General features: G+C 63.9%; 24 protein-coding genes. 8 read left to right on the top strand and 16 right to left on the bottom strand.

Annotated features, from left to right (window positions below; translation table 11 throughout):
• Position 1 precedes the first annotated feature (1 nt).
• From KI613_RS15940 to rsxG, 14 genes are all read right to left on the bottom strand, one after another.
• Positions 2–874 carry a D-Ala-D-Ala carboxypeptidase family metallohydrolase gene (locus KI613_RS15940; protein ID WP_226401164.1) on the bottom strand — a complete coding sequence of 291 codons (873 nt, stop codon included), beginning with the start codon at positions 872–874 and terminating at the stop codon, positions 2–4.
• Positions 871–6303: a DUF7379 domain-containing protein gene (locus tag KI613_RS15935; RefSeq protein WP_226401162.1), complete on the bottom strand. Its 5433-nt coding sequence runs from the start codon at positions 6301–6303 to the stop codon at positions 871–873. Before KI613_RS15935 ends, KI613_RS15940 begins: the two co-directional genes overlap by 4 nt.
• A 40-nt stretch (positions 6304–6343) precedes the next feature.
• Complete coding sequence (locus KI613_RS15930; protein ID WP_226401160.1) at positions 6344–7180, bottom strand: caspase family protein; 837 nt, start codon at positions 7178–7180, stop codon at positions 6344–6346.
• Positions 7181–7252: 72 nt separating this feature from the next.
• On the bottom strand, positions 7253–9232 hold the full coding sequence (locus KI613_RS15925; RefSeq protein WP_226401158.1) for a tetratricopeptide repeat protein: 1980 nt from the start codon (positions 9230–9232) through the stop codon (positions 7253–7255).
• Between the two features lie 277 nt (positions 9233–9509).
• Positions 9510–10199 (bottom strand): response regulator, encoded by a 690-nt coding sequence (locus KI613_RS15920; protein ID WP_226401156.1) that lies wholly within the window; start codon positions 10197–10199, stop codon positions 9510–9512.
• Positions 10196–11680, bottom strand: a complete 1485-nt coding sequence (locus KI613_RS15915; protein WP_226401154.1) for a DUF4118 domain-containing protein — start codon at positions 11678–11680, stop codon at positions 10196–10198. The genes KI613_RS15920 and KI613_RS15915 overlap by 4 nt, the downstream gene beginning before the upstream one ends.
• A 197-nt stretch (positions 11681–11877) precedes the next feature.
• Entirely contained in the window at positions 11878–12156 is a 279-nt protein-coding gene (locus KI613_RS15910) for an RnfH family protein (protein ID WP_226401153.1), read from the bottom strand.
• Positions 12157–12171: 15 nt separating this feature from the next.
• Positions 12172–13245: an RnfABCDGE type electron transport complex subunit D gene (locus KI613_RS15905; protein ID WP_226401152.1), complete on the bottom strand. Its 1074-nt coding sequence runs from the start codon at positions 13243–13245 to the stop codon at positions 12172–12174.
• Positions 13242–14741 (bottom strand): electron transport complex subunit RsxC, encoded by a 1500-nt coding sequence (gene rsxC / locus KI613_RS15900; protein ID WP_226401151.1) that lies wholly within the window; start codon positions 14739–14741, stop codon positions 13242–13244. The genes KI613_RS15905 and rsxC overlap by 4 nt, the downstream gene beginning before the upstream one ends.
• Positions 14742–14749: 8 nt before the next feature.
• Positions 14750–15283: an RnfABCDGE type electron transport complex subunit B gene (locus KI613_RS15895; protein ID WP_226401150.1), complete on the bottom strand. Its 534-nt coding sequence runs from the start codon at positions 15281–15283 to the stop codon at positions 14750–14752.
• A gap of 25 nt (positions 15284–15308) precedes the next feature.
• Positions 15309–15890: an electron transport complex subunit RsxA gene (gene rsxA, locus KI613_RS15890; protein WP_226401149.1), complete on the bottom strand. Its 582-nt coding sequence runs from the start codon at positions 15888–15890 to the stop codon at positions 15309–15311.
• An 8-nt stretch (positions 15891–15898) separates the two neighbouring features.
• A complete protein-coding gene (locus KI613_RS15885; RefSeq protein ID WP_226401148.1) occupies positions 15899–16405 on the bottom strand; it encodes a SoxR reducing system RseC family protein in 507 nt (168 codons plus the stop codon).
• A 10-nt stretch (positions 16406–16415) separates the two neighbouring features.
• Entirely contained in the window at positions 16416–17087 is a 672-nt protein-coding gene (locus KI613_RS15880; protein ID WP_226401147.1) for an electron transport complex subunit E, read from the bottom strand.
• Complete coding sequence (gene rsxG / locus KI613_RS15875) at positions 17087–17725, bottom strand: electron transport complex subunit RsxG (protein ID WP_226401145.1); 639 nt, start codon at positions 17723–17725, stop codon at positions 17087–17089. Before rsxG ends, KI613_RS15880 begins: the two co-directional genes overlap by 1 nt.
• A 395-nt stretch (positions 17726–18120) precedes the next feature.
• Between rsxG and KI613_RS15870 the strand changes: the two genes are divergently transcribed.
• Positions 18121–18678 carry a YkgJ family cysteine cluster protein gene (locus KI613_RS15870; protein ID WP_226401144.1) on the top strand — a complete coding sequence of 186 codons (558 nt, stop codon included), beginning with the start codon at positions 18121–18123 and terminating at the stop codon, positions 18676–18678.
• Between the two features lie 432 nt (positions 18679–19110).
• The gene (locus tag KI613_RS15865) at positions 19111–20526 is read left to right on the top strand and encodes a sensor domain-containing diguanylate cyclase (RefSeq protein WP_226401143.1); all 1416 of its coding nucleotides are present in this window, start codon (positions 19111–19113) and stop codon (positions 20524–20526) included.
• Positions 20527–20596: 70 nt separating this feature from the next.
• On the opposite strand, the gene KI613_RS15860 is transcribed toward KI613_RS15865, so the two are convergent.
• Complete coding sequence (locus KI613_RS15860; RefSeq protein WP_226401142.1) at positions 20597–21181, bottom strand: superoxide dismutase; 585 nt, start codon at positions 21179–21181, stop codon at positions 20597–20599.
• A gap of 42 nt (positions 21182–21223) precedes the next feature.
• Complete coding sequence (gene xseA / locus KI613_RS15855; RefSeq protein WP_226401141.1) at positions 21224–22576, bottom strand: exodeoxyribonuclease VII large subunit; 1353 nt, start codon at positions 22574–22576, stop codon at positions 21224–21226.
• A 283-nt stretch (positions 22577–22859) separates the two neighbouring features.
• Here xseA and KI613_RS15850 point away from each other — a divergent pair, with 283 nt between their 5' ends.
• The 6 genes from KI613_RS15850 to adk all read left to right on the top strand — a co-directional run bounded on the left by KI613_RS15850 (position 22860) and on the right by adk (position 26552).
• A complete protein-coding gene (locus tag KI613_RS15850; RefSeq protein WP_226401140.1) occupies positions 22860–23465 on the top strand; it encodes a MotA/TolQ/ExbB proton channel family protein in 606 nt (201 codons plus the stop codon).
• A 3-nt stretch (positions 23466–23468) separates the two neighbouring features.
• Complete coding sequence (locus KI613_RS15845) at positions 23469–23882, top strand: ExbD/TolR family protein (RefSeq protein WP_226401139.1); 414 nt, start codon at positions 23469–23471, stop codon at positions 23880–23882.
• Complete coding sequence (gene lpxK / locus KI613_RS15840) at positions 23882–24880, top strand: tetraacyldisaccharide 4'-kinase (protein WP_226401138.1); 999 nt, start codon at positions 23882–23884, stop codon at positions 24878–24880. Before KI613_RS15845 ends, lpxK begins: the two co-directional genes overlap by 1 nt.
• Positions 24861–25037 (top strand): Trm112 family protein, encoded by a 177-nt coding sequence (locus KI613_RS15835; RefSeq protein WP_226401137.1) that lies wholly within the window; start codon positions 24861–24863, stop codon positions 25035–25037. The genes lpxK and KI613_RS15835 overlap by 20 nt, the downstream gene beginning before the upstream one ends.
• Positions 25037–25822, top strand: coding sequence for a 3-deoxy-manno-octulosonate cytidylyltransferase (gene kdsB / locus KI613_RS15830; protein WP_226401135.1), 786 nt, complete (start codon positions 25037–25039; stop codon positions 25820–25822). The genes KI613_RS15835 and kdsB overlap by 1 nt, the downstream gene beginning before the upstream one ends.
• A 76-nt stretch (positions 25823–25898) precedes the next feature.
• Positions 25899–26552, top strand: a complete 654-nt coding sequence (gene adk, locus KI613_RS15825) for an adenylate kinase (RefSeq protein ID WP_226401133.1) — start codon at positions 25899–25901, stop codon at positions 26550–26552.
• Position 26553 lies beyond the last annotated feature (1 nt).

Below are 26553 nucleotides of genomic sequence, written 5' to 3'. Positions count from 1 at the left end.
TTCAGGCCATGGCGGTGGCACGCAGGCCGGGTACGTAGACCATCTTGCCGTGGTCAGCGATGTAGCTCAGCAATTGCCGGCGGTTTTCGCCGCTGCCCGGCGCCTTGAGCGAGATGTGCACCCAGCCCGAGTTGGGGCCTTTGGCCGGGTCGTAGCACTCGCAGATGATCTGGTCGAAAGTCTTGAGGTTGTCCTTCGCCCAGTTGGCCAGGGCCAGCGTGCTCATGCCGACGATCTCGATGTCGCAGGCTTCGCCGCGCGAATGCTGGCTGGTGCTGAGCCAGCTCGCCGGCTTGTTCTTGAGCGCCCGTTCGAGCGGGTGGCCGCGGAAAACGCTGTTCGGCGTGAAACTGCCGAACTTGTCGCGGATCGGCTGGAGAACTTCGCGGGCGAGATGGATGGCGGCGCGCAGCTCCTGGTCGGAGGCGAAGTTATTGGGGATGCCGCGCCGGTCGGCGAGCTCCGAACGGGTCAGTTCATAGACCAGGAAGTTGGGCGCGACGCGTGTGTCGTGGCTGACGTTGGCCAGGGTGAATTCTGAAATTGGCTCATTTTTCCGGTCGACCGTGGGATTGGCCGAGCGGCTGGCCGAACGCGAGGCGCCGCGCGATCTGGTGGGCGTCGGGCTGACGGCAGGCGGCGGAAGCGGCGTGGCGCGGGGCTTTGGCGATCTCGTGGCAGCAGTTTGTTTCAGAGCTGCCGGCTTTGGTGCCGCCTGTTTCATAGGCAATTTGGTCGCGGTTTTGGCGCCGGCCTCGGCGGCCGCTGGCGCAACGCTGGCCGCGGTCCGGCGCCGGATGGTCGTCTTGGCCGCCCCCTGGGCGGCAACGGGGGCCGCCTGGCGCGGCTTGGCCGGGGTTTGGCGGGGGCTCATGCGAGGTCCTCCTTGATCTGGTCTATCAGTCCGCTCAGCGGGTCGTCATCGGGGAAATTCAGGCGCAGGAAGTCGAGGTGCTCGGTGACCGACGAACGCTCGCGCAGGCTGGCTCCGCGCTGGATGGCCTGACGATAGGTCTGGCGCGCCGCCTCGCCGGGAGCCGCTGCAGCTTTCCGGCTGCGTGGGCTTTCGGCCAGGGCGAGCACGAGGTCGAGATCGGCCAGGCTGGTGCTGTCCCAGAAATTCGGGGCGCTCGCGTTGCGCTTGTCGAGTTCCTTGCGCAGGCGGGCGACGTCCTGTTTCAGCGTGGCCAGCCCGAGCAGCGGCGGCTGGTCGGCCGGCTGTTCCGGGTAGAAGCGACGAATGAGCAGGGCGGCGCTGGCCCAGTTGGTGAAGGCGTAGGCCTTGCCTTCGCGGGCGTAGGCATCGCGGTAGTGCTCGGCCATGTTGACCAGCGCTTCGCAGCGTCCGCCGGCGGCTTCGATGATGGCCAGCCGCTTGTAGGCGCCGCCGAGCAGGCTGAGCCGCTCGCTGGTCGGGCCGCTGGCGCACAGCCCGGCGAGCCGGGCGATGGCCTGTTCGATGTCCTGGCGCAGGGCGGCGCGCAGGGCGTTGTCGCGCTGGCCGTCGGCGGCGGCCAGCCAACGGCTGCCGGCCAGGCGCACTTCGTAATTGGCCAGTTGCTCGATGACGCGCACGCTGCATTGCCCGGACTCGGCGGCGATGGCGGTGCGCAGGCTGGCGATGGCTTTTTCCCATTCGCCGGCTTCGCCCCAGACAAAGCCGAGCGCCGCCGCCACATCGGCCCGCTTGGTCCACCCTTTCTGGGCGGACGGGATGCGCTTGAGGCGGCGTTCGACGTGCTCGGCGATATCCGCGCTGTCGTTGCCGTCGCGCAGGCCGCAGGCCAGGTTGTCGAGATCAACGGCCAGTTCGTGCGGCGTCGTGTAGGGCGGTGCCTCGGCGTAGTGCGTCACGCCGTCGCGCGACAGGCGGAAATTGGGGTCGCCGTAGCACTGGTAGGCGCCCCAGGTATTGACGTTGTCGCAGACCACGAAAATCTCTTCGCGGGCGGCCCGTACCGCTTCGCCGAAGAAGCCGCCGACCATCATGTGGCGGTAGAAAGCGTCGGCGAAGGCCTTGCCGGCCACGTCGTCAACGGCCCAGCCGGCCGCGATGACGGCCTTGACGCCCATGTTGATGAACTGCTCGGCGAGGTTGGCGGCGAGCACGCCGGGCTCGGTCTTGCCCAGACCGTCGATGCGCCCGAGGTGGCAGCAGTTGATGAAGACCAGTTCGGGCACCCAGCGCATCTGCTCGATGTCGCCCGGGGTCAGGATGGTGTCGAGGCCGATGACCATGCCCGAACGGGCGACGGCCATCCTGGCCGATTTGTATTCATGCACGCCGTGCCCGGCCAGGTGGAGGATGCGCCATTTCTCGCGGTGCAGCGCTTCGAGGATGGCCGGCGTCTGCTCGCCAATGCGGTCGGTGACGTCGTAGCCGGCATTGGCCAGGGTGCCGACGACGCTCAGCGCCTCGTCGCGGGCGCCGGGCAGATCAGCGAAGTCGGGCGAGTTGCCGAGGTCCGGGTTGCCGATGACGAGCGCCGTGTCGTTCGGCGCGTAGGCCGGCCGGGCGCGGAAGTTTCTCGTCTTGAACTGGCGGATCATCCCGGCATTGACCGCCGGCGGGCGCGGGCTGCTGCCCCAGCGGTCCTCGAGCAATTCCCACGGATAGCGCGCCGAACGCTTGTCGACGAGGACCACGAGGTTGCCCTGCTGGGCCGACAGTTCCTTGACGCGGACCGGCAGCAGCAGCTCGAACAGGGTTTTGGCCGCCTCGGCGTTGCGGTTGGTGTCCTGGCTGGCCATTTCGATGAAGGAGTCGGCCAGCGACAACTGGCCGGTGGCCATGGTTTCCTCGGCACGCGCCTTGTCGGTCGGGAAAATGAAGCGCAGCGACTGGTCGTTGTGCTCGTCCTCGATGATTTCCAGACGGTGCCACCATTCCGGCGCCTCGTCGGCGCGCAGCCGGTGCTGGCCAGCCTGGCCGCCTTCGATGGCCATCGCTTTCCAGCGCAGGCTGCCGGCCAGATCGACGTTGTCGATGGCCTTGCGCAGGGCGTGGGCGGCCGAGATGGCGAGGTCTTCGTAGAGTTCGACGAACTCGACGCGGTCGATCACCACCCGGCCGTCCATTTCGTTGTCGGCCAGCCGGGCATTGGCGGCAATCGCCGCGCGCAGCACCGACTCGACGGCGTCGCTGATCGGCACGCCGCCGGCCCCCGTGCCGATGAGCAGGCAGCTGATGGCGGCCGAGCGCGGCCGGCTGGCTTCGCCGAAGCGCTCGTCCGGCCAGTGGACGACGCGCAGCGCATAGTCGAGCAGGGCGCTGCGCATGGCTTCTTCGAGCTGGCCGGGGCCGAGCTTGCCGACTTCGCCGAGGCCGACGACCAGGGCGCCGGCCGGCTTGGCCGTCGGGCTGTCGTTGAAGAAAGTGGTGCAGGTGCCGAGCGGGCCGGGGTAGATGCCGAGATCGGCGCGGCCCGACAGGGCGCCGCCCAATTGGCGGTCGAGCGCCTTCTCGGCACTGACGATGGTGTCGCCCTGGTAGTGGCCGACGACCACCGGGTGCCTGGCGTAGGCCAGGCTGCCGTGGGTGATGCCGATATCGATGGTGATGCCGGGTTTTTCGGCAATGTTACGGTCAACCGGAATTCCGCCCGAAAATCCAAATGTGCCGATCTCGTCCGGCCCGGGAATGCTGTCGGCCAGCGGCATGCTGGGCAGGACAAAGCGGTCCTCGCTGCTGGCCGCACGCGATTGGGCCGGCGGGGCGGCGGGGAGCAGTGTCGTACTGCCCTTGACGAGCAGGTCGAGATAGCCGGGGAAGGCCTTGGGCTGGGCGCACAGGGCGTCGTGCGCGGTGTCCTCGACATACCACATGGGGACGCCGGGCAGGCGGCCGGAATCCCAGCTCACCGTGCCGTCGCCGGAGGCGGTGGCGATGAATTCGAGCTTCTTGCGCTGGCTGGGCGGCTCGTCTTCGCGGCTGACTAGCTGGTAGTCGATGACGGTGGCCGGCTGGCAACCGGCGACGTAGCACATCAGCGGGTCGGCCGGTGCGGCGCGCAGGCGTTGCCACGAGACGGCCGCCTCCTTGAGCGCGGCGGTATCGGCCAGTTGCCAGTCGGCCTCGGTGCTTTCCCTGATCGCCTGCCAGTGCGTGAGGTCGGTGAAATCGGGGTCGCGCGGCGCGAAGGGGAGCAGTTCGAGCAGGCCGGCATAGCCGCGGACGAGGTCGATGATCTCGTCGGTGCCGTGCGTGATGTCGAGCAGGGAGAGCTTGGCCTGCGTCGGATTGAAGCCGGTCAGCCAGCGCACCGCCTCGTAGGAGCCGAGGTTGGGCGTGCCGAGCATCAGGAAGCGGCTGCCCGGCAGGCGCGAGATGCGCTGCCAGAGGGCGGCGCCAGGGCCCTTGTCGGCGATCATCGAACGGACGACGAGGCCGCCCATCGAGTGGGCGACGAGGCGCAAGGGCTGTTGCGTGCGCTCGGCGCGGTCGACGAGCGGGGCCAGGGTTTCGGCGAGCCGCGCCGCTGCGTCGCGGATCGAATGGCGCCAGTCGTAGGGGAAAATTTCGACGTCGTGGCTACGGGCCAGGAATTCAACGAGCGGGCCATAGAAGTCTTCGACCAGGCCGACCGGCGTGATGTCCGGCTTGCCCATTTTGAGCTTGCCCAGGCCGCCGGCGAACAGCGACGCGTAATTGAGCCAGACCTCATCGTCGCCGGCCTTCAGTTGGCTACCCATGGTGCCGGGCAGGACGACGGCGATCGGCCGTGGCGCGCTGTCGGCCCGGCGGCGGATGAACGGCCCGCGGGCAATGGCGGAACGGCTCTTTCCGGCATTTTCAATGGGCAGGAAGCCGCCGCTCTCCTGATCGCCGCGGGTCAATGCGGCGCGCAGCCAGTTGATGCTCGAACCATTGGTGAAATAGCGGAAATGATTGACCTTGGCCCCCTGATCCTTGCGGTAGCGGGCGCCGCCGTTAAGACGCGGCAGGCCGCCGAGCATCGAGGCGGTATCGACGACGAGGTCATGTTCGTTCTTGTAGAACCAGTCGGTGGCCAACACTTTCAGCGAGTTCCACAGCGAGTCGCCGCCCTCGATGTCGCCGGCGATGACCGCCAGATCGGAATCTGTGGCCAGTTCGGGCAGGCTGTTGAGCAGCCGGGTCAGGGCCGAGCCGGGAACCATCGCCTCGACGCCGGGCAAGGTGCGCGGGTCGGTGCGCTCGGCGACGATGGCCTGCATGAAATCGACGGCGCCGCCGATCACGCCGTTGCCAAGCGAGGTGAAGGACAGATAGTCGAGCACCGACAGCCAGCGGTCGAGCCGCCCCGAGGCCAGCGTCGTGCCACGGGCCGGGCAGCCGACGCGGGCAAAGCGGCTGACGCGGATTTTCTTTTTGCCGAGCAGCGCGACGAATTTGCCGAGCAGGTCGCGGTCGGCGGCGTAGGCAGCGTTGCGCGCCTTCTCTTCGTCGGCCGACAGCGGCGCCAGGCCCATTTGCGGGGCAATGCTACGGTCAACGGCAAAAAAGGTCTGAATTTGAAGTGGCGTCAGCACCTCGGCCAGCTTGGCGCAGCCCGACAGGCAGAGCAGTTCGCCGACCAGGCCGCCGCGCGAGTGCGAGACGAGATGGACGTCGGCGCCCTCGGGCAGCCGCTCGAGCAGGGCCATGGCGTTCTGGATCGGGCTTTCGGTCAGCGTCCGGTGTTCGAGGCCGAAAATCCGGTCGCCGTAGGTCGTCGTCAGGCTGGCGCACAGCTTCAGGGCATCGGCGTTACGCGGGTCCCACAGCTTGCTGTAGCTGCCTATGGTGCTCGACGCCGTGCCGTGGATGAAAACCAGCATCGGCCCCTGGGCGGCGGGGAGCGGGCCGCTGCCGGGAACCGGGGTGAGCGCCAGTTTGTCGCCGGCGGCAAAGCGGTAGAGGCCCGGTCCCTTGTCGTGCAGTTTCTTGTCTTCGAGCACCTTGCCGAGCTTGCCGGCGACTTTCTTGCCGATATCGACGCCGAAAAATTCCAGCACGCGGATGGCCAGCCCGGCCGCCCCGCGTTCGCTGACCACCGCCCGACGTGGCGTCAGGCGGGTGAATTCCCAGGCGCCGCCGGCACCGCGCGGCGGCGGGCTGCCGTATTCGCGGGTCAGGTCGTCGGCCCGGCTCCACAGCACGAAACCGTTTTCAAGGGCGACGCGCACCACCGTTTCCGGCTTGACCTCGATCTCCTCGCCGGCCCCATCGCGGGCGCTGCCCGGGGCGAGACGAAAAAGCGGCTCCGGCCCGCCGGGCTGGCTGGCCCCCCGGCTACCGGCACCGACCTTGGTGCCGCGTATGCGTATCGTGCGTGTTGTCATGTTGGGTCTCCTCAACTGCTTACCGGGAAATGCGTTTGTTTCAGGTCAATGCCTTGCGCGTCTTGGCGGCGCCCGTGCCGAACAGCTGCGGCGTCTGCGGATAACTGGCCGAGGGCAGGCTTTTGAGAATCGCCTTGTACCAGTCGTTGTAGGTCGCCTCCGGCTTGAGCGCCTTGAGCGCTTTGAGTGCGTAGTAGGTGAAGGCGCCGTTGTAGCGGCCGGCGATTTTGGCGTCGTAGCTGTAGTTGTTCGGGCCCTCCTTGCAGCCGGCCAGCAGCAGGTCGCCGACCTGCTTGACCAGGGCGCTGGCCAGCGGCGAGGTACCAATCGGCGCGACCATGGTTTGCGCCGTCTTGCCGGCGAAATTCTTGGGCAGGCGGCTGGCCGGCAGCCAGTTGCCCATCGGCATGAAGCGTGGTCGGGTGTCGGCATCCTTGTCGGCCTTGGCGGCGCGGGTCACGGTGCCGGAGTGGCAGCTGTCGGAAATGAGCAGCAGGCGGGCGCCGCCCTTGCGCGTAGCGAAAATAGCCTTGATCTCGTCATCAGTCAGCGCCGCCCCGCTGGTCTGCAGGTCGTAGGGGCAGAGCGCCTCGTCGAGGCCGTCGACCTCGTCGCCGTCTTCGTCCGGCTGGTAAGTGCCGTGGCCGGAGAAGGTGATGATCAGGCTGTCGCCCTTGCCGCCGCCGGCGATGAGCTTGGCCATGGCGTCGACCATGGCGGCTTTGGTCGCCTTGTCGTCGAGCAGCAATGTGGTCTTGTAGCCGCGGGCGGCGAGAACGCCCGCCCAGTCCTGCGCGTCATTGACGCAGCCCTGCAGGTCCATGTGCGTGCCGGGGTAGTTGTTGATGCCGATGCAGAGTGCCGTCTTCTTGGCCATGATTCGTCTCCTTTATGGTTGGTTCGCGAAGCGCTACAAACAACAGGGTGAATCAAAAAAATGACATTCAGATTACCGGAGCTGGCGTGTGTCCAGCCAGTGGACCTGGCCGGTTCGTCGTTTGACCTCGCGCACCATGTCCGCCGTGCCGCCCGCGCCATCGCCGCCGCCGCCGTTCCACAGGCAGATGAAGCGGACGCGGCTCAGACCCTGGGTCAGTGCGCTGTAGAGCAGCCACAGGTTGCAGCGCTCGAAGGCATTCGTTTCGCGTCCCTCGCGGTCGCGCGGCAGCGGGCCGAGTTCGTCGGGCATGATGCGCGGCGCCAGGGTGAGCCTGTCGCGCAGGGCGAGATAGCGCTGGCGCCAGGCTTCGCCGTTGGCCGAGGGGAGAACTGAGGCTTCGATGAAGTCCGGCTCGTCGAGCGGCAGCAGCATCTGGAAAGGCACGCTGCGGGCCAGGCAGGCTTCGGCAAAGAGGATGTCGCCACCGGCGGCGCCCTGGGCGAAAGCCAGGTCGTCAGGTCCGGCGCCGAGGCTGTCGAGCAGTTCGCCGATGCGGGCGGCGGCGATGGACTCCTTGTCGGCCGGAAAACGTGGCTCGGCGCGGTCGGGGCTGTCGATCATGTGGCCGGAGAAGAGAAAGACCTTGTCCGGCTGGCGCTGGCTGGTCGGCGGCTTCATGCGCTGCATCGCCCGCTCCAGCGTGGCGAGGGCCATCTTGACGTTGTCCGGGCGAAAACCGAGCTCGGCGAGCAGGGCCATGTGCTTCCAGGTCGCTTCGAGCGCCAGCCAGTCGTTGTCGACGTGGGCGATGGCCTCGCGGAAGGCGCTGCCGACGGCGGCCGGGTCCTGGTCGATGATGGCCAGGGCGCCGAGATTGGTCAGCGCCCAGAAACGGTTGGCATCGTCGCGCTCGCACGAGGCCGCCCAGGCCACGCCGCCGGCCATGATGGCCGCTTCCCTGGCGTAGCGCGGGTCGCCGGTCAGGTCTTGATAGACGTGCATCATCATGACGGCGTTGATGCCCGACAGGTAGTGGCCCGGACTGGCGCGAAAGGCGCGGCTGTAACTGAGGATGGTGTCGCGCAGCAGGGCGTCTTCGTAGGCGGCGTCGCTGCGCATCTGCTCGGGCGTGTGGCCCTCGATGCGCCAGGCATTGACCCATTCCTCCTTGTCTAGTCTGCCGAGCAGTTCCCAGGCTTCGATGTCGTCCTCGTTGTCGTTGATGAGCGTCTTGAAGGCCGCCCGCGCTTCTTCGGTGCGCCCGAGGCGTTGCAGGCAGACGCCTCGCTGGCGGGCGGCTTCGTGGTTGCCCGGGGCGAATTCGAGGGCCAGGTCGCATTGCTCGAGGGCAAAATGAAAATGCTCCATGCGCCGCAATGCCTCGCCGGCCTTGAGGTGGGCTTCGACGCGCAGCGGCGTGGCCGGGGCTTCGTCGGCCAGCACGAGAATGTCTTCCGGCCGGTTGGCGTTGCGTGCGACCTCGATGCGAGTCGCCCATTCGTCGTGGTTTTCCCAGTATTCCAGCGCGTTGCCGACGCGCAAACGCCGCCAGTCCGGTTCTTCGAGGTTCGGTAGCAGGCTGTACACCGGGCTGGTCTTGCGGCCACGCCAGGCGTTCAGCGTGTTCTTCGCCATCGTCGCCAGTGCCGCGATGTCGGCGGCCAGGGTTTGCGGGTTGGGGGCACCATCCTGCAGATGGTAGGTCAGCTTGCGGTCGGTGTAGATGTCGAAGGGCTGGGTGGCCCGCGGCCCCTGGACGAGGATCACGCCGCGCGCCCGCAAGGCGTGGCGGACGCCGAGTTCGTACCAGACATTGGGGTTGTCGAGCGTCAGGTCGGCGACCACGAGGTCGGCCATCAGCAGTTCCTGGAAAAGGTCCGCGCGAATGTCGCCGGCGCATTGTTCCTCGTCGGCCCGCAGGACTTCGAGCCCGACGCTCTCCAGCGCCGGCCGGATCAGTTCGGCATAAACCCGGTCGAAATCGATCAGCCGCCCGTCATCGGCGGCTTTGCTGCCGAACGGCATGGCGACGAAGACATGCAGACTCATGTGCGCCCCTCTGTTGGCCTACCTTACAGCCGACCCCCGCTACGATCTTTGGTTCATCGCTGGCGGGCGGTTGGCGGCTTTTTTTGAAGCAATACGGACTTGCCTGCATGCAAGTCGTTGAGTCATCTTAGACCGATGATCGTGTCATGCCAAGCACCTTTGTCTGGCCATCGTTGTGATGGATTTCACGGTCAACCGGAAAAAACGGCCAAAATTGAAATGGCCGGATGAGAGATCAAATCGTCAATGTGTCGGCCGACCCTCCAGGCAAGGGGGCTCAGGGCTCGAAGCGGTAACCGACGCCAATCTCGGTCAGGATGTGGCGCGGGCGCGCCGTGTGTTCTTCGATTTTCTGGCGCAGGTGGCCGACATAAACCCGGAGGTACTGATGGTTGTCGGCCGCCTGGCCGCCCCAGATTTGCGTCAGAAGGTGGCGATGGGTCAGCACCCGGCCTGGGTTGGCGGCCAGGAAGACGAGCAGGCGGTATTCGATCTGTGACAGATGCAGCGGTTCGCCACGGCGCTCGACGGTGCGATTGACGCAATTGATCTCGACATCACCGAAGCAGATTTTCGGCTCCGAAATCTGCTCGCGAACTTGCGGCCGACGCAACAGGACGCGTACCCGGGCCAGCATTTCGGCAACCCCGAACGGTTTGGTCAGATAGTCATCGGCGCCGGCGTCGAGTGCTTCGACCTTGGAGCTTTCCTGCGTGCGGGCCGACAGCACGAGAATAGGAATTTGCGACCAGGCGCGGTAATCGCGGATGAAATCGACGCCGTCGCGATCCGGCAAACCGAGGTCGAGGATGACCAGATCCGGACGCCGTGCCCCGGCCTCGACGGCGGCCTGGCCGGCCGTGCTCGCCTGGCAGACGGTGAAGCCTTCGCACTCGAGGGCCGTTGCCACCGCCTCACGAATCTGGCGTTCGTCCTCGACGAGCAGGATGGTCGCGGTTTCGCTCACTGATTTTTCTCCTCGGCCAGCAGGTCAGGCGGGTCGCCAATCGGCAACGAAACCTTGAAACAGGCGCCGCCGCCGAGGCGGTTGGTCGCCGAAATTTTGCCATCGTGCGCTTCGACAATCGTGCGCGCGATGGACAGGCCGAGGCCGATGCCGGCAATGTTCGATTCCTTGCTGCCGCGCTGGAAGGCGTTGAATAGCTTGCCGGTCGCGTCGCCTTCCGGCAATCCCGGCCCCGAGTCACTGACGCAGATTTCAATGAACTGTCCAGCCTTGTGGATGGCCAGTTCCGTCGTCGTGTCGCTGGGCGAAAACTTGATGGCGTTTTCCAGCAGGTTCCACAGCACCCGTTCGATCAGCACGGCATCGATGTCTATGGGTGGCAGGTCCGGCGCAATATCGACGCTGATCTCGCGATCCTTCCATTGCGTGCGGGCCAGTTGCAGCACCGATCCGACCACTTCGTCGACGGGCTGCCAGGCGCGGTGGAGTTCGATTGTTCCGGAACTCAGGCGGGCCATTTCGAGCAGATTGATCATCTGCTGACCGATCGACATGGCCTGGTTGCGGATCGACTCCAACAGGTGTTTTTGCCGTTCCGGCGAGGCCTTGCCCAGGGCTGCCGTATCCGCCATGCTGACCAGTGCCGCCAGCGGGGTCCTCAGATCATGCGACAAAGCACCGAGGATGGAGCTGCGCAGGAGTTCGTCGGCATGCTTGACCTCGGTTTCGCGGGCGATTTCGGCAAAGCGCGAACGTTCCAGGGCGACGGAAATCACCGAGGCCAGGGTCTCGATGTATTCGAGGGAGTCCTCGTTGTGCAGCGCGGTGGCCGCAATGTCGACACCGAGTACACCCTGGATGCCGCTCGCCGCACTGAGCGGTAGCAGGACGTAGAAACGCCCGGACTGCGTTGGTTTTGACATGACCTCGCGGCGCTCGACGCAGGCGGCAATAAGTTCGGGATTGGCCGGGGCGGGCGGAGCTGCAAAGCGGTCGGGGAAAATGATGTCGCAGTGCCCGGCACCGAGCGATTCAGCGAGAAAACTAGCGGTGATTTCCTGCACCGATTGCGTCGTCCGGGCCCCCGACAGTGCCTGGGAAAAGGCATACAGCGTCTTGCTCTGCAGCGATTTCCGTTCGGCAAAATCGACGTGCTGTTTGAGCTTCGAAGTGATGTGGCTGACCATCAGCGCCACCACCAGCATGATGACGGCAGTCAGCAGGTATTGCGATTCGGTAATCGCCAGCGAGAAGTGCGGCGGAACGAAGACATAGGCAAAAATCACCGTCGCGACAATCGCGTTCACCACCGCCGGGCCCCGCCCCGAGCGGGTCGCCGTCAGGACGACCGACAATACATAGAGCAGGGCAACGTTGGAAAGATCGATGGACAGGCGGAACGGCAAAACCAGAAAGGTCCCGGCCAGCGGGATGAGCGCTGACCAGAGATAGGCAGTGAACAGGTTTTGGGGAACAGCCAACGGACGATCCTCTGGACAGGCGGCGGATGCGAACAGCCTGTCGGGCCAGTGATGGAAAGCGCAGAGGCGTTTTTCCTGCATCCTTGGCCAGTCTACCGGAAAGACTGGCTCGCCACTTTCGTTCAGTCTGGCCATCAGAACGGAAAAAGTGACACCGTTTACCGGATCAGTGGGTCGACAAGAACTGGCGTATCCGCTCAGTTGTCGCTTGCCACAGTGTTGTCGCGGCGCAACACGGCTTTGGGATCGCAGATGACGCGCCGATAGATTTCCACCCGGTCGCCCGGCTTCAACGGGTCGTCGAGCTGTTTCAGGCGGCCGAACACCCCGACCTTCTGGCTGTCCAGATCAATGAGCGGAAACAGCTTGAGGATGCCAGAGCGCTCGATGGCGGCGCGCACGTCGGCATCTTCGGGAACGTCGAAGGAGAGCCAGGTTTGCTCGCTGGGTTCCGAATAGGTCACGCTGATTTGCATGTCAGGTCAATCCGCTCAATTGTTGGTCGGTAGGGGCGCCCCGCGGCGGTCGCGACCATAGATGCGGGGCTTGAAGTAGGTGTCGATGATCGGCGTCAGCGAGTTCATGAGCAGCACGGCGAAGGCCATTCCCTCGGGGTAGCCGGCCCAGGTGCGGATGATGTAGGTGAGCAGGCCGCAACCGGCTCCGAACACCAGCTTGCCGACCGGCGAGTTGGGCGAGGTGACGTAGTCGGTGGCGATGAAGAAGGCGCCGAGCATGGCGCCGCCCGACAGCAGGTGGCTGCCCATGTCGAGATAGCGGGCCGGATCGGCTGCATGCAGGATGGCGGCCGGCAGGCCGATGCCGACCAGCATGGCGACCGGGATGTGCCAGCTGATGATACGCAGGAAGAGCATGACCAGGCCACCGCCGCCGATCAGCCAGGCCGCCGTTTCGCCCAGACTGCCCGAACGGTTGCCGAAGAACGACAGGGCTGGCGCCTGGGCTGCCGATTGCAGCAGATCGACGCCGCGCGACAATTCGGTCTTGGCAAAGCCCAGGGTTGTCGCGCTGCTCAGCGCATCGTAGGCTGGCGTGATGCCCTTGAAAAAGATCATCAGACCGTCGATTGCCCCCGGCGCGGCAGCGCTGAACAGCGGCGCCGGGCTGACCCAGGCGGTCATCTGCACGGGGAAGGAGATGAGCAGTGCCACCCGGGCGACCATGGCCGGGTTGAACAGGTTCTGGCCCAGCCCGCCAAAGGCCTGTTTGCCCAGCGTGGTAGCGAACAGGCCGCCGAACGCGCCAATCCACCACGGTGCCCAAGGCGGTAGCGAGACGGCGAGCAACCAGCCGGTCAGCACTGCCGAACCGTCGAGCAGGACCGGCGTCGCATCCTTGTCGCGCAGGCGCAGGAAGAACAATTCGCCGAACAGGGCGGCGGCGATGGTGATCAGCCACAGGTAGATCGACGGCCAGCCGTACAGCCAGAAACCGTAGAGTGTCGATGGGGCAAGGGCCAGCATGACGGTGGCCATGATGCGCGTGGTGTTGTTGCTTGTGGTTGCGTGCGGTGCAGCGACCGGCGTGCCGAAGTCCTGGCTCATGCGGTTTCTCCTTGGGCTTGCTGGCTGGCGGCCTCGGCTGCTGCCTTGGCAGCTTCGCGTTCAGCCTTCCGTTTGGCAGCGGCTGCCGCTTTTTCCTGGTTTTCCCGTTCGATGCGGGCCATCTTGGCCTCGGTCAGGCGTTTGGTGGCTTCGCCGCGCAGCTTGGCGCGCTCGTTGTTCGAGAGTTCGCCCTTGGCGTGGCTGAAATACTGGACGAGCGGGATGTGCGACGGGCAGACGTAGGCGCAGCAGCCGCAGGAGATGCAGTCGGCAAGGGCAAAGGTTTCGGCCCCCTCGAGGTCGTGCACGCGGATGCGGGCGGCCATTTCCATGGGCAGCAGACCCATCGGGCAGGCATCGGCGCAGGTGCCGCAGCGGATGCACGGGCCGGCGTCGGGCTTGCTGGCTTCGCGGGCATTGAAGGCAAGAATGCCGGAGGCGCCCTTGACCAGCGGGATGCGGTCATGGAGCAGCGGGGTGCCCATCATCGGGCCGCCGAGAATGAGGCGGGCCGGCGTTTCCTTGAGGCCGACAAAGGCCAGCAGGTCGCCGATCATCGTGCCGAGCGGGGCGTAGATATTGCCGGGCTGGGCGATGGCGCCGCCGTTCAGGGTGACGATGCGTTCGACGAGTGGTTGACCGAGGCGGATGGCCTTATGGACGGCCGCGCAGGTCGACACGTTGTGCACCAGCACGCCGACTTCGGCGGCACGCGCGTCGGAGGGCACTTCCTTGCCGGTCAGGGTCTGGATCAACTGCTTGTCCGAACCCATCGGATAGCGCGTCGGCACCGGGCAGATCTTCACTTCGGGATAAGGCGCGGCGGCCTTGCGCATGGCGGCGGTGGCTTCCGGCTTGTTGTCCTCGATGCCGACCAGCGCTTCGCGGGCGCCGATGGCATGCATGACCAGGCGGGCGCCATCAACCACCTGGTCGGCGAAGTCGCGCATGATGCGGTCGTCGCTGGACAGATAGGGTTCGCACTCGCCGCCATTGACGATCAGTGTCGAGACCTTGAGGCGCTTGCCGAGGGCGAACTTGACCGCTGAGGGGAAGGTGGCGCCGCCCAGACCGACGACGCCGGCCGCGGCGGCGCGTTTGGCGATGTCTTCCGGGGCGAGGGCGAACGGGTCGGCCGGGATGTCGGCCTCGACCCAGTCGTTGCGGAAGTCGGCATCGATGGTGATGGCCTTGAGCGGGAGTCCGGACGGGTGTGGCGCGGTGACGTCGCCGATGGCGAAGACGGTGCCGGAGACCGGGGCATGGATCGGCGCCGAGATGTTGCCCTGGGCTTCGGCGATCAGTTGCCCCTTGCGCACCTGCTGGCCAACCAGGACGACCGGCCGGGCAGCGCCGCCGACGTGCTGGTGCAGCGGCATGTAGATCCGTTCCGGGGGCGGCAGGTGGCGGAGCGGCACATCGGCCGCCGGGCGCTTGTGATCGTCGGGGTGGACACCCCAGCTCGGTTGTTTCAGGAAGCGGTCGAGAAATCCCATGATCGTTCTCAGTTCGCGGCAGAAATCGGGTGGGGCCACGTCCAGTGCTGCAGCGTGACCGGGATCGGCGTCATGCCGAGGGCTTCCGTCGGGCAGACGTCGACGCAGGACGAGCAGCCGGTGCAGGCTTCGCGGATGACGTTGTGAATCTGTTTGGCCGCGCCGATGATGGCGTCGGTCGGGCAGACCTTCATGCAGCGGCAGCAGCCGATGCAGAGTTCTTCGGTGACCTGGGCGATTTGCGGCCCCCTGTCCTCGACCGCCGACAGGTCGACCTTGATGCCGAGCTTGGCCGCCAGGGCTTCGGCTGTCGCCTTGCCGCCCGGCGGGCAGAGCGTGACCGCCGCTTCGCCCTTGGCCAGGGCGGCAGCGGCCTGGGCGCAGCCAACATAACCGCACTGGCCGCATTGCGAGCCGGGCAACATGGCCTGCAATTCGGCCTCGATGGGGTTTTCCTCGACGGCGAGGTAGCGTGATGCGGCGCCGAGCAGGCTGCCGAGTACCAAACCCATGGTGGCGAGGCTTCCGACGGACATCAACATGGCGGTTCTCCCTGTGTTTGTGTGATTAGCTGGCGGCAATGCCGGAAAAGCCCATGAAGGCCATGGCAAGGAAACCGGCGACGATGAAGGCGATGGGTGGCCCGGCGAACAGGCGCGGCACGTCGACCAGAACGAGGCGTTCGCGCAGGCCGGCGAAGATGACCATGACCAGGCTGTAGCCGAGCGACGAGGCGAAGGCGAACAGCGTGGCGTAGAGGAAGCCCATGTGGCCTTCGACGAGCAGTAGCGCGACGCCGAGGACGGCGCAGTTGGTGGTGATCAGCGGCAGGTAGATGCCGAGCATCTGGAACAGGCTGGGCGACACCTTCTTGATCGTCATTTCGGTGAATTGCACGGCGCTGGCGATGACCAGAATGAAGGTCACGGTGCGCAGGAAACCGAGGTTGTAGGCGTCGAGCAGGTAGCGCTGGACAGCCCAGTCGGCCATCGACGACACGGTGATGACGAAGGTGGTGGCGAGGCCCATGCCGGCCGCCGTGTCAACCCGGGTGGTGACCCCCATGAACGAGCACAAACCGAGGAAGCGGGCGAGGATCACGTTGTTCACCAGCGCCGCGCCGATCATCATCAAGGCAAAATCTTTCATGGTCTGTCCTAGCTGTTGCAGGTTTCACCGGGGCGGGCCCGGCGGATCAGGTGGGGTGTCAGATCGCCGCGCGACGCAAGGTAATTGGCGCCGAAGCGGGCGGCGAGCAGGCCGATGGCGAGGCCGGCGACCATCCAGACCATGGTCGTCGCGTCGTCTCCGAAAAGGTCCTGGCCGACACTGCCGCCAACGATGGCGAAGAACATGGGCACGGCGAAGGCAACGAGCGAGGCCTTGATCAACGAGCGGCTGCTGACGGCGATGATGACGCGGTCGCCGACGCTCAGTTCCATTGGGCCATGCGGGTTGTCGAGCGTGAAACGGCGGGCCTGGATGCGGTTGGTCACCGTGCCGATGCCCGGTTCCTGCCCGGCCGTGCCGCAGGCCGCCGCGCCGGCGCAGGAGCCACAGCTGGCCGTCTGTTCCGGCTCCAGCCAGACCATCTCGCCATCCAGCCGGACGACGCGGGCGATGCCTTCGACGGTGTTGCTCAGGGAGGGGTTGGCGTTGTTCATTGGGGTGGCCTCAAGCGCTGTGGGCGCCAGCCATCTGGATTTCCTTGCCGGCGCGCAGGTCGAGTACGCGCTTGGCGACGACGAGCAGGCCGGTGACGATGAAGCCGCCGGGCGGCAGGATCATCATCAGGACGCCCATGTCGGCCGGCAGAACGCGGAACTCGATGGCCTTGAAGGTCGGGCCGAGGAGCAGCGAGGCATCGGCGAACAAGGTGCCGGAACCGATGATCTCGCGCACGGCACCGATGACGGTCAGGGCGATGGTGAAGCCGAGGCCCATGAACAGGCCGTCGAGGAAGGCCGGCAGCGGCGGCTGCTTGGCGGCAAAGGCTTCAAGCCGGGCGAGCGGCAGGCAGTTGGAGACGATGAGCGGGATGAACAGGCCGAGCACCTTGTACAGCTCATGCATCCAGGCGTTCATGCCGAGGTCGACGACCGTCACCATGGCGGCGACGATCAGGATATAGACCGGAATCCGCACCTCGCTGGTGATCCGGTTGCGGAAGACGGCGACCAGGTAGCTCGATGCCGCCATCACCACGGCGGTGGCGATGCCCATGCCGAAACCGTTGGTGGCGCTTGTCGTCATCGCCATCGTCGGGCACATGCCGAGCAGCATGCTGAAGACGCCGTTGTTGTCCCACAGGCCGTCCTTGGCGATGGTCTTGTATTGGTTCGACATCAGTGCGCCTCCGTCAGGGTTTGCTTGTTCTCGGCGAAGAATTCCAGGCCACTGCGAATGGCAGCGAGGACGCCGCGCGGCGTGATGGTGGCGCCGGCAAATTGGTCGAAGTCGCCGCCGTCCTTCTTGACCCGCCAGCGTTCGAGCGGCGGTTTGCCGAGCGACAGGCCGGTGAAGCGCTCGATCCAGTCGGTTTTCTTGACTTCGATCTTGTCGCCGAGGCCCGGCGTTTCCTTGTGCGCCAGAACGCGCACGCCGAGCAGACGGCCGTCGGCGGCAATACCCATCATCAGGCGGATTTCGCCGGCGTATCCGGTGCCGAAGATTTCGTAGGCAACGCCGGTTATCTGGCCGCCCTTGCTGGCGCGATAGACGGTGAGCTCCTTGCCTTCCTTGTTCCTGGTCGTGAGGGTGTCGGTCACCGGGTTGTTGTCGTGGATGTCATCCGGCAGCACCTGGCTCAACGAGTTCTGCTTGTCCTCCATCGCCCGAGCCGCGATGTCGTCCAGGGTAATTGCGTCGGTAATGGCGAGCAGCAGACCAAAGCCAAGGCAGAAGGCGAACAGAATAAGGCCGTGAAAGTAGGGGGCGGGCTTCTTTTTCGGCGAGGCGGCAGGAAGAACTGGCAGGGCGTCCATGATTGGCTATTGGAATGGCTTGCCTGTCAATCAGCAGCATTTGTGCCAAACATCCACGGCAAAGGCCGAACGGTTGATTTGCAACGGTATTCAGCGGTTTGACGCGTGGGCGTTGGTTTGGCATCGCTGCCATGTTGCGCCGCGCTGTCGACATAAATACAGTATCAAAGCATAAAAATTACAAATCACAAGTATTTGAATTAAAAGTATTGTTGTTTATTTTGCGTATAAAAACGTGGCTTGGTCAGCTGGCTTTTGCCGGGGCGCATTTCCACGGTCAACCGGAAAAATTGGCCAAAAATGAAATGGCCCTTGCGCCTCACTTCGGGGTCGTGCTATCAGTTGCTGATGATCTTCACCTTACATTTCGCTCCACTTCACCAGTCTGCCCTGCGATGAACCCCCGTCCAACCCGCCGTCTCCTGGCCCAGGAGCTTGCCGCGGCCGCTGCCGCCTATCAGGCTGCTGTCGTCATCCCGCACTGCGCCGAGTGCTCGAAGCCTTGCTGTCGGCTCGACCCGCTCGTCCTCGAACTCGAGTGGAAGCAGCTCAAGACCCTCTGGCAGATCGAAGAGTCGCGCAACGCCTTCGACCGGAGGCTAGTCTCGGGCCAGGGCCCCGAGGAGATCAGAGCGGGGAACGGGCTCTATTACGCCCATGGCAAAGCCTGCCCCGCCTACGACCAAGCGCAGGGCTCGTGCCGGGTTTATGGTCAGGAGGTCAAGCCGGTTGGGTGCTCCGACTTCCCGGTTTACGAGGATCAGGGCAGCATCGTCGCCGACCTGCGCTGCGAAGCCGTGGACCTCAAGGCGCTGGTGGCCTGGATGGCACGCGCTGTCGGACCGGAGTTTCGCATTGTCCACTCGGCCGACGAGGAGTTCCCTTTTTTGGTCACGCTGTCGGTGAAGAAGGCGACAGGCAACGCTCGCGGCGGCAAGCGGACGCGTTATTAAATGAGACGGTGAGGGCTGAGAAATAACGGATCAAAGAGGTCAGAGACATTTCGTTTTTAATGTTTTTTCCGGTCGGTGACAGGACTGAATAAAAGCAAATGTATCCGCCCCTTTTAGACTTGCCGGCGGGCGGTTAACGGCATTTTTTCGAAGCAATGCGACCTGCCTGCAGGCAAGGCGTTGAATCATCTTGGGCTGATGAATGTGTCATGCCGGGTGTTAAAATGTGTTTGCGGGTGAAGGCGACGACTTGCCGGCCGAATGGGGGATTTTCGGAGCTAATTGTCGACAGGAATACACTGTTTTCGTGTTGCGTTTCTCCTGATTTTTTCGGGCTTTCAGTGAACTTTCCGGGGTTGAATATCTCGATTTATTTTCCCGTGACTTTACTTTTGGCATAGAGTTCACGAATGTTTCGACGACATCGCTTAAATGCCCAATTTTCTTCTCAACAATAAGATCAGGCTTTCCGGCTTTGTGGATGGCAACCCGGTGGCGACCTTCATTCTTGACGCCGAGCATCGCGTTGTTTGCTGGAACAAGGCTTGTGAAGCATTGACCGGAATTCCTGCTGAACGGGTCGTCGGCACCCGGGATCATTGGCGGGCGTTCTATGCCAGCGAGCGCCCCATCATGGCCGACCTGATCCTGGATGGCGCCGAAGAAGCCGATATCCAGTATTTCTACCGCGACAAGTTTCATGCCTCGCCATTGATTGACGGCGCCTGCGAGGCCGAAGACTTTTTCGCCGATTTCGGGGACTGCGGTCGCTGGTTGCATTTCACCGCAGCTCCCGTTCTCGACGAAGATGGCGAGATGGTTGGCGCCATTGAAACATTGCAGGACATCACTGAACGACGCTATGCCGAGGCCGCTTTGCGTGAGAAGGAGGCGTTCGTTTCGCAGGTGGTGGAGAGCAATTCGGTGCCCACCATGGTTATCGACCACGAGCATCGCATCACGCACTGGAACCGGGCCTGCGAAGCGCTGACCGGGCTGCCTGCGGAGAGCGTTCGTTTGTCCCGGGATCGCTGGCACCCTTCGTTTTCTGATGCTCGTCCCTTTCTGGCGGATCTCATCCTGGACGGGGCCATCGAAGCCGATTTTCATCGCTTCTACCGCGGCAATCTCCGAAAATCCACGCTGGTGGATGGCGCTTTCGAAGCAGAGGAATTTGTTAAGGGGCTCGATGGGGAGGGGAAATGGCTGTTTTTCACGGCCACGGCACTACGCAATAGCGATGGTTTGGTGATAGGCGCCATTGAAACCATGCAGGATGTGACTGAGCGCCGCCTGGCCGAGGAATCCCTGCGTGAGAGCGAGGAACGTTATCGTCAACTGAGCCTCACCGACTCGTTGACCCAGCTCAGCAATGCGCGCCAGTTCAACCTCGCCCTCAATCAGGAACTGGAACGCGCAACCCGGTACCGCCGCCCAATGACCTTGCTGATCGTGGATGTGGACGACTTCAAGCTGGTTAACGATACGTGGGGGCACGCGGAAGGCGACCGGGTTCTGCAGGTGCTGGCGGGCATTATCCAGTCCTGCCTGCGCCATAGCGACAGTGCCTATCGCTATGGCGGCGAGGAGTTCGCCGTCCTGATGCCAGAGACGGATGCCGCAGCGGGTGTCGTGTTTGGCGAGCGCCTGCGCCTTTGTTTCATGGAAAGCTCTCCGATGCTTTCCTGCGGCACGGTGCTCAATGTCAGCGTCAGTATCGGCGTTTCGGAATACCTTCCTGGTGACGATGTGCACAGCCTTTTTTGCCGGGCGGACGACGGGATGTACCAGGCCAAACGCCTTGGCAAGAACCGCGTGGTGGTTGTCGAGCCACCGAGCGGTCCCTGACGCTCAGGGGGCCACCACAAAAAAAGGCCCGGGAGAGGTTTCTCCCGGGCCTTTTTTCTGTGCCTGAAAATCAGGCGAAGTTGGCTTCAGCGAACGACCAGTTAACCATCGAAGCCAGGTAGGTTTCGACGAACTTCGGACGCATGTTGCGGTAGTCGATGTAGTAGGCGTGTTCCCAGACGTCGACGCAGAGCAGGGCCTTGTCACCGGTGGTCAGCGGGGTGCCGGCGGCGCCCATGTTGACGATGTCGACAGAGCCGTCGGCCTTCTTGACCAGCCAGGTCCAGCCGGAACCGAAGTTGCCGACGGCAGAGGTCTGGAATGCCGTCTTGAAGGCATCGAGCGAACCCCACTTGGCGTCGATGGCGGCAGCCAAAGCACCCTTCGGAGCGCCGCCGCCGTTCGGGGTCAGGCAGTTCCAGAAGAAGGTGTGGTTCCAGACCTGGGCTGCGTTGTTGTACACGCCGCCAGCCGGGGCCTTCTTGACGATGGCTTCGAGATCGAGGTTTTCGTATTCGGTGCCCTTGATCAGGTTGTTCAGGTTGGTGACATAGGCCTGATGGTGCTTGCTGTAGTGGTAGTCAAAGGTCTCGGCCGACATGTGCGGGGCGAGGGCGTCTTTGGCAAACGGCAGGGCGGGCAGTTGGTGTTCCATTTATGTTCTCCGTTGGGTTTGATGAGGGGTAAATTGAAAATTCTAGTCAGCTTCCGGGCCTGCGACAACCTGATTCACGGTGGCCTCGGCCGAACCGCTGGCGAAGCGCAGCTTGAGCAGGTCGCCGGAGCTGAGCCGGGAGGCGTCGCGGATGGCCCGGCCGTCGGAATCTATGGCAAGTGTATAACCTCGCGACAGGACGGCATGGGGATCAAGCTGGGTCAGACTGCTGCCGAGCGAATTTAGTTTCCCTGAATATTGAGAAATTGCCCATTGGCTCTGCCGCGACAGGCGGTATTGCAGGTGGGCGATGCCTTCGGCCAGCTTTTCCGGGCGCGGCCGGGCGCTGGCGTGGCGCAGGCCGAGGGACTGCAGGCGGACGGCGCAGTGCTCGGTTTGTCGGCGCAGGGCGTGGTGCAGGCGCGAGCCGAGGGTTTCGGTTTCGCGCTGACGCTGGCGGATGCGCTCGGCCGGGTGTACGAGGCGGGTGGCCAGCCAGTCGAGACGTTGCAGCTGATCGGAGAGCGTGCGGTCGATGCGTCGGCCGAGATGGTTTTCGAGCTGGGTCAGGCGGTCGAGCAGGGCGTCACGGTCCGGGCTGGCCAGTTCGGCGGCGGCGGTCGGGGTCGGGGCGCGCAGGTCGGCGGCGAAGTCGGCAATGGTGAAGTCGGTTTCGTGGCCGACGCCGGAAATGACCGGAATGGCCGAAGCGTTGATGGCGCGCGCAACACTTTCTTCATTAAAGGCCCAAAGATCTTCGATGCTGCCGCCGCCACGACAGAGGATGATCGCATCGCAATCGCTGTTGGCCGCCTGGGCGATGGCTTCGGCGATTTTGGCGCTGGCGCCTTCGCCTTGGACGGGGGTGGGGAAGAGTGTGATGGCAACGTGCGGGGCGCGCCGGTGCAGCGTGGTCAGGACGTCGCGCAGGGCAGCTGCTTGCGGGCTGGTGACGATGGCGAGGCAGCGCGGGAAGCTGGGCAGTGCTTTCTTGCGGTCAACGGCAAAAATGCCCTCATTTTCAAGTTTGGCCTTGAGTTGCAGGAAGCGCTCGAAAAGGTCGCCCTGGCCGGCCCGGCGGATGGCTTCGACGTTGAGCTGGAATTCGCCGCGCGGCTCGTAGAAGGAAACGAGCACACGGGCTTCGATCTTCTGGCCGTTCTCCAGCCGCCAGCCAAGCACTTGCGCCCGGCTCCGCCACATGACGCAACGGACCTGGGCGTTGGCGTCCTTGAGCGAGAAGTAAACGTGGCCGGAGGCGGCGTAGGTCAGGTTGGATATTTCGCCGCTGACCCAGGTCAGCGGGAAGGCTGATTCGAGGCAATCCCTGACCTGTCTATTCAGGCTGGATACGCTGAGGACAGAGTTACCGACAGGTTGAATGGCATTTTGCATTTGTCAATTGTAACCCGTGCCTTTATTTTGCTGTCAGTCGTTGACAGGGTTTTGTTTTCTTAAGTTATTGATTATTAAAGATGTAAAGAACATGCCTTGTTTTTTGGCAGAGTGTAAAAAGTCCTTTGCTGATTGGGGGTTAGCGCAACTGATGACACTTCATTCACAGACTTATCCACAGCTTTTGGGGATAAGCCGCGCCAGGCCCGAAATTTCGTCGCTTGCCCTGCAGCGGGGGGCAGGGCAAAATTGCGGGCTAATATTCCATCAAGGATTACCTCACGTGTTTGAGATCGTTAAGGCGGCCGGTTGGCCCATCTATCCCTTGCTACTGGCTTCGATCATTTCAGTGGCGTTGATCATCGAGCGCGTCGTCGCCCTGCGCCATGCCAAGGTTGTCCCGGCTGGCCTGCTCAAGCGGGCGGTCGGCGAGTTCAAGCGTGGCGCCAACAACGACAAGCTGCTTGAAGACCTTGACGCCCATTCGCCGCTCGGCCGCGTGCTGTCGGCCGGTCTGCGCAACGTCAATGCGTCGCGCGAAATCATGAAGGAGTCGATTGAGGAGGCCGGCTCCGCCGTTTCCCACGAGCTGAATCGCTACCTGACGACGCTCGGCACGATCGCCTCGGTCAGCCCGCTGATGGGCCTGTTCGGCACCGTGGTCGGGATGATCGAGATTTTCGGTTCGCAGTCGCCGACCGGCACCAACCCGATGCAACTGGCCCACGGTATTTCGGTGGCGCTGTACAACACCGGCTTCGGTCTGGTCATCGCCATCCCCAGCCTGATTGCCTGGCGTCATTTCCGCGCGCTGGCCGATGGCTTCGTTGTCGAGATGGAGCAGCAGGCCGTCCGCCTCGTCGAGTACATGCACGGCGACCGGAAGTAAGCGATGAATTTCCAGCGCGGCCGTAGCCGGGAAGAGCCGGAAATCAACCTGATTCCGTTGATCGACGTATTGCTGGTCATCATCATTTTCCTGATGCTGACCACCACCTACGCCAAGTTCTCCGGGCTGGAGATCAACCTGCCGACGGCCGATGCCAGCAAGCAGGCCGAGCAGCCCAACGAGGTCGATGTGGCCGTGACGGCGACTGGCCAGGTGCTGATCAACAAATCGCCGCTGGCGACCAGTGACGTCAAGAGCATCGCCGACGGTTTGCGCCGGGCCGCGGGCAGTCGCGAAGATCCGCTGATCGTCATCAACGCCGATGCCAAGGCGACGCATCAAAGCGTCGTCGATGTCATGCAGGCGGCGCAGACGGCCGGTTACCCACACATTTCCTTCGCCACCCAGAATCGCTGATGCTGGCGCGCTGGTTACAGCGACAGTGGTTTGAACAACGCCGGCTGACGCCGGCGTTGTGGCTTTTGCTGCCGCTGAGTTGGCTCTACAGCCTGTTGAGCGCGCTCAATCGCCGGCAGGCCAAGCCAGTGCGACTGCCTGTTCCGGTCGTCGTCGTCGGCAACCTGATCGTCGGTGGCGCCGGCAAGACACCGCTGACCCTCTGGCTGGCGCAGCAACTCAAGGCGTGCGGCTGGCGGCCGGGGATTATCAGCCGGGGTTACGGACGCAGCGGTGATGGCGTTGTCTCGGTGCGCACCAATTCTCTGCCGGAAGAAGTGGGCGACGAGCCCTTGCTTCTCGCCCGGCGCAGCAGGGTTCCGGTCTATGTCGGCCGACAGCGCGCGGCCGCTGGCGCTGCCCTGCTGGCGGCACACCCCGAGGTCAATGTCCTGCTCTGCGACGACGGCCTGCAACACTACGCGCTGGCCCGCGATGTCGAACTCGTTGTTTTCGACGGGCGCGGCGCCGGCAACGGCTGGCGCCTGCCGGTCGGGCCGCTGCGCGAACCGCTGGGGCGGCTTGCCACGGTCGACGCGATTATTGGCAATAATTTGAAATCCCGGTTTGCCGCCGCGGCGCCGACTTTCGATATGACTTTGCAGCCGGGCAGCTTCTATCGGCTCGACGATCCGCAGCAAACCTGTTCGGCTGACAGCCTTCGCAACCGCGGCCAGCTGCATGCCCTGGCCGGCATCGGCAATCCGGGGCGCTTCTTTCAGACGCTGGAATCGCTGGGATTGAACTGCGAAAATCACCCGTTTCCCGACCATCATCACTATTCGGCCGCCGATCTGGCTTTCGCCAAGGATGGCATCCTGCTGATGACCGAGAAGGATGCAGTAAAATGCGCCGCATTGACGGTGGGTGAAACCTGGGTTCTGCCCGTCGAAGCCGAGCTTTCGCCGGCCCTTATTGAACTGATTTTGGAGAAACTCCATGGACGCCAGGCTGCTTGATATTCTCGTCTGCCCTATTTGCAAGGGTAATCTCGAACACCGCAAGGCTGAGAAGGAACTGGTCTGCAAACCGTGCAAGCTGGCCTTCCCGATCCGCGACGACATCCCGATCATGCTCGAGGACGAAGCGCGCCAGCTCAACGCGGACGGGCAGTAATGTCCGGCCTCGCCTTCAAGGTCGTTATCCCGGCGCGTTACGCGTCGACCCGCTTGCCGGGCAAGCCGCTGCTCGATCTTGGCGGCAAGCCGATGGTCGTCCGGGTGGCCGAGCGGGCGCGGTTGTCGGGGGCCGAGGAAATCTGGGTGGCGACCGATCATCCGGATGTCTGGGCCGCGGCCGAGGCGCATGAAGTCGCCGCGCTGATGACGCGCAGCGACCATCCGACCGGTACCGACCGCCTGGCCGAAGTCGTTGAGCAGCGTGGCTGGGGCGGCGACACCATCATCGTCAACGTCCAGGGCGACGAACCCTTGATCGAGCCTGAAGTCATCCTGCAGACGGCGCGCCAACTGGCGGCCTCTGGCGCCGACATTGCCACCGTCGCCCACCCGATCACCGATCCGGCCGATTTCTTCAATCCGAACGTGGTCAAGGTCGTCTGCCGGGCCGATGGCGACGCCGCCTATTTCTCCCGCGCGCCGATTCCCTATGCCCGTGACCATTTCGCCAAAGAGGCCGGTGGCGAAACCCTGCCGGCCGATTTTCCGGCCTATCGGCACGTCGGCCTTTACGCCTACCGCGCTTCGTTTTTGAAGGCTTTTTCCGGGTTGACCGTGGCACCCACCGAACATTTCGAGTCGCTCGAGCAGTTGCGCGCCCTATGGCATGGTTACCGGATCAGCGTGACGCTGATCGACGCGGCTCCGGCGCCCGGCGTCGATACGCCCGAAGATGCCGAGCGGATGCGCAAACTGTTTGACCGCCCCGGAAATAACGGGTAATTTTCCGCTCCTAGAGAACGGCCGCCAGTGAAGCCGATAAAAAGAATTTTTTAGACAAACCCGAGGGACTATATTCATGAAATTGATTCTGTTGGGCGCCCCTGGCGCCGGCAAGGGAACGCAAGCCACATTCATCTCCAAGGAATTTGGCATCCCGCAGATTTCCACCGGCGACATGCTGCGCGCGCAAGTCAAGGCTGGCACCGCGCTCGGTCTGGAAGCCAAGAAGCACATGGATGCCGGCGGTCTGGTCCCGGACGCCGTCATTATCGGCATGGTCAAGGATCGCCTGACCCAGGACGATTGCAAGAACGGTTACCTGTTCGACGGCTTTCCGCGCACCATTCCCCAGGCTCAGGCCATGCGTGATGCTGGCGTGCCGCTTGATGTCGTGCTTGAAATCGACGTGCCGGACAGCGATATCATCGAGCGCATGGCGGGCCGTCGCGCTCACCTGGCTTCCGGCCGCACCTACCACGTCAAGTTCAACCCGCCGAAGGTCGAAGGCAAGGATGACGTGACCGGTGAGCCGCTGGTTCAGCGTGACGACGACAAGGAAGAAACCGTCAAGAAGCGCCTAGAAATCTACCATTCGCAAACCAAGCCACTGGTCGATTTCTATAGCAAGTGGGCGGCCGAAGGCGATGCCAAGGCCCCGAAGGTACGCAAGGTGGCCGGCGTCGGCAGTGTCGACGGGATCACCAAGAGCGTTTTTGACGCTCTGAAATAAG

It is taken from the genome of Ferribacterium limneticum (assembly GCF_020510585.1).
Lineage (GTDB): Bacteria > Pseudomonadota > Gammaproteobacteria > Burkholderiales > Rhodocyclaceae > Azonexus.
The sequence above is the reverse complement of the archived record's forward strand: the minus strand, read 5'-3'. Positions and strand labels throughout refer to the sequence as shown.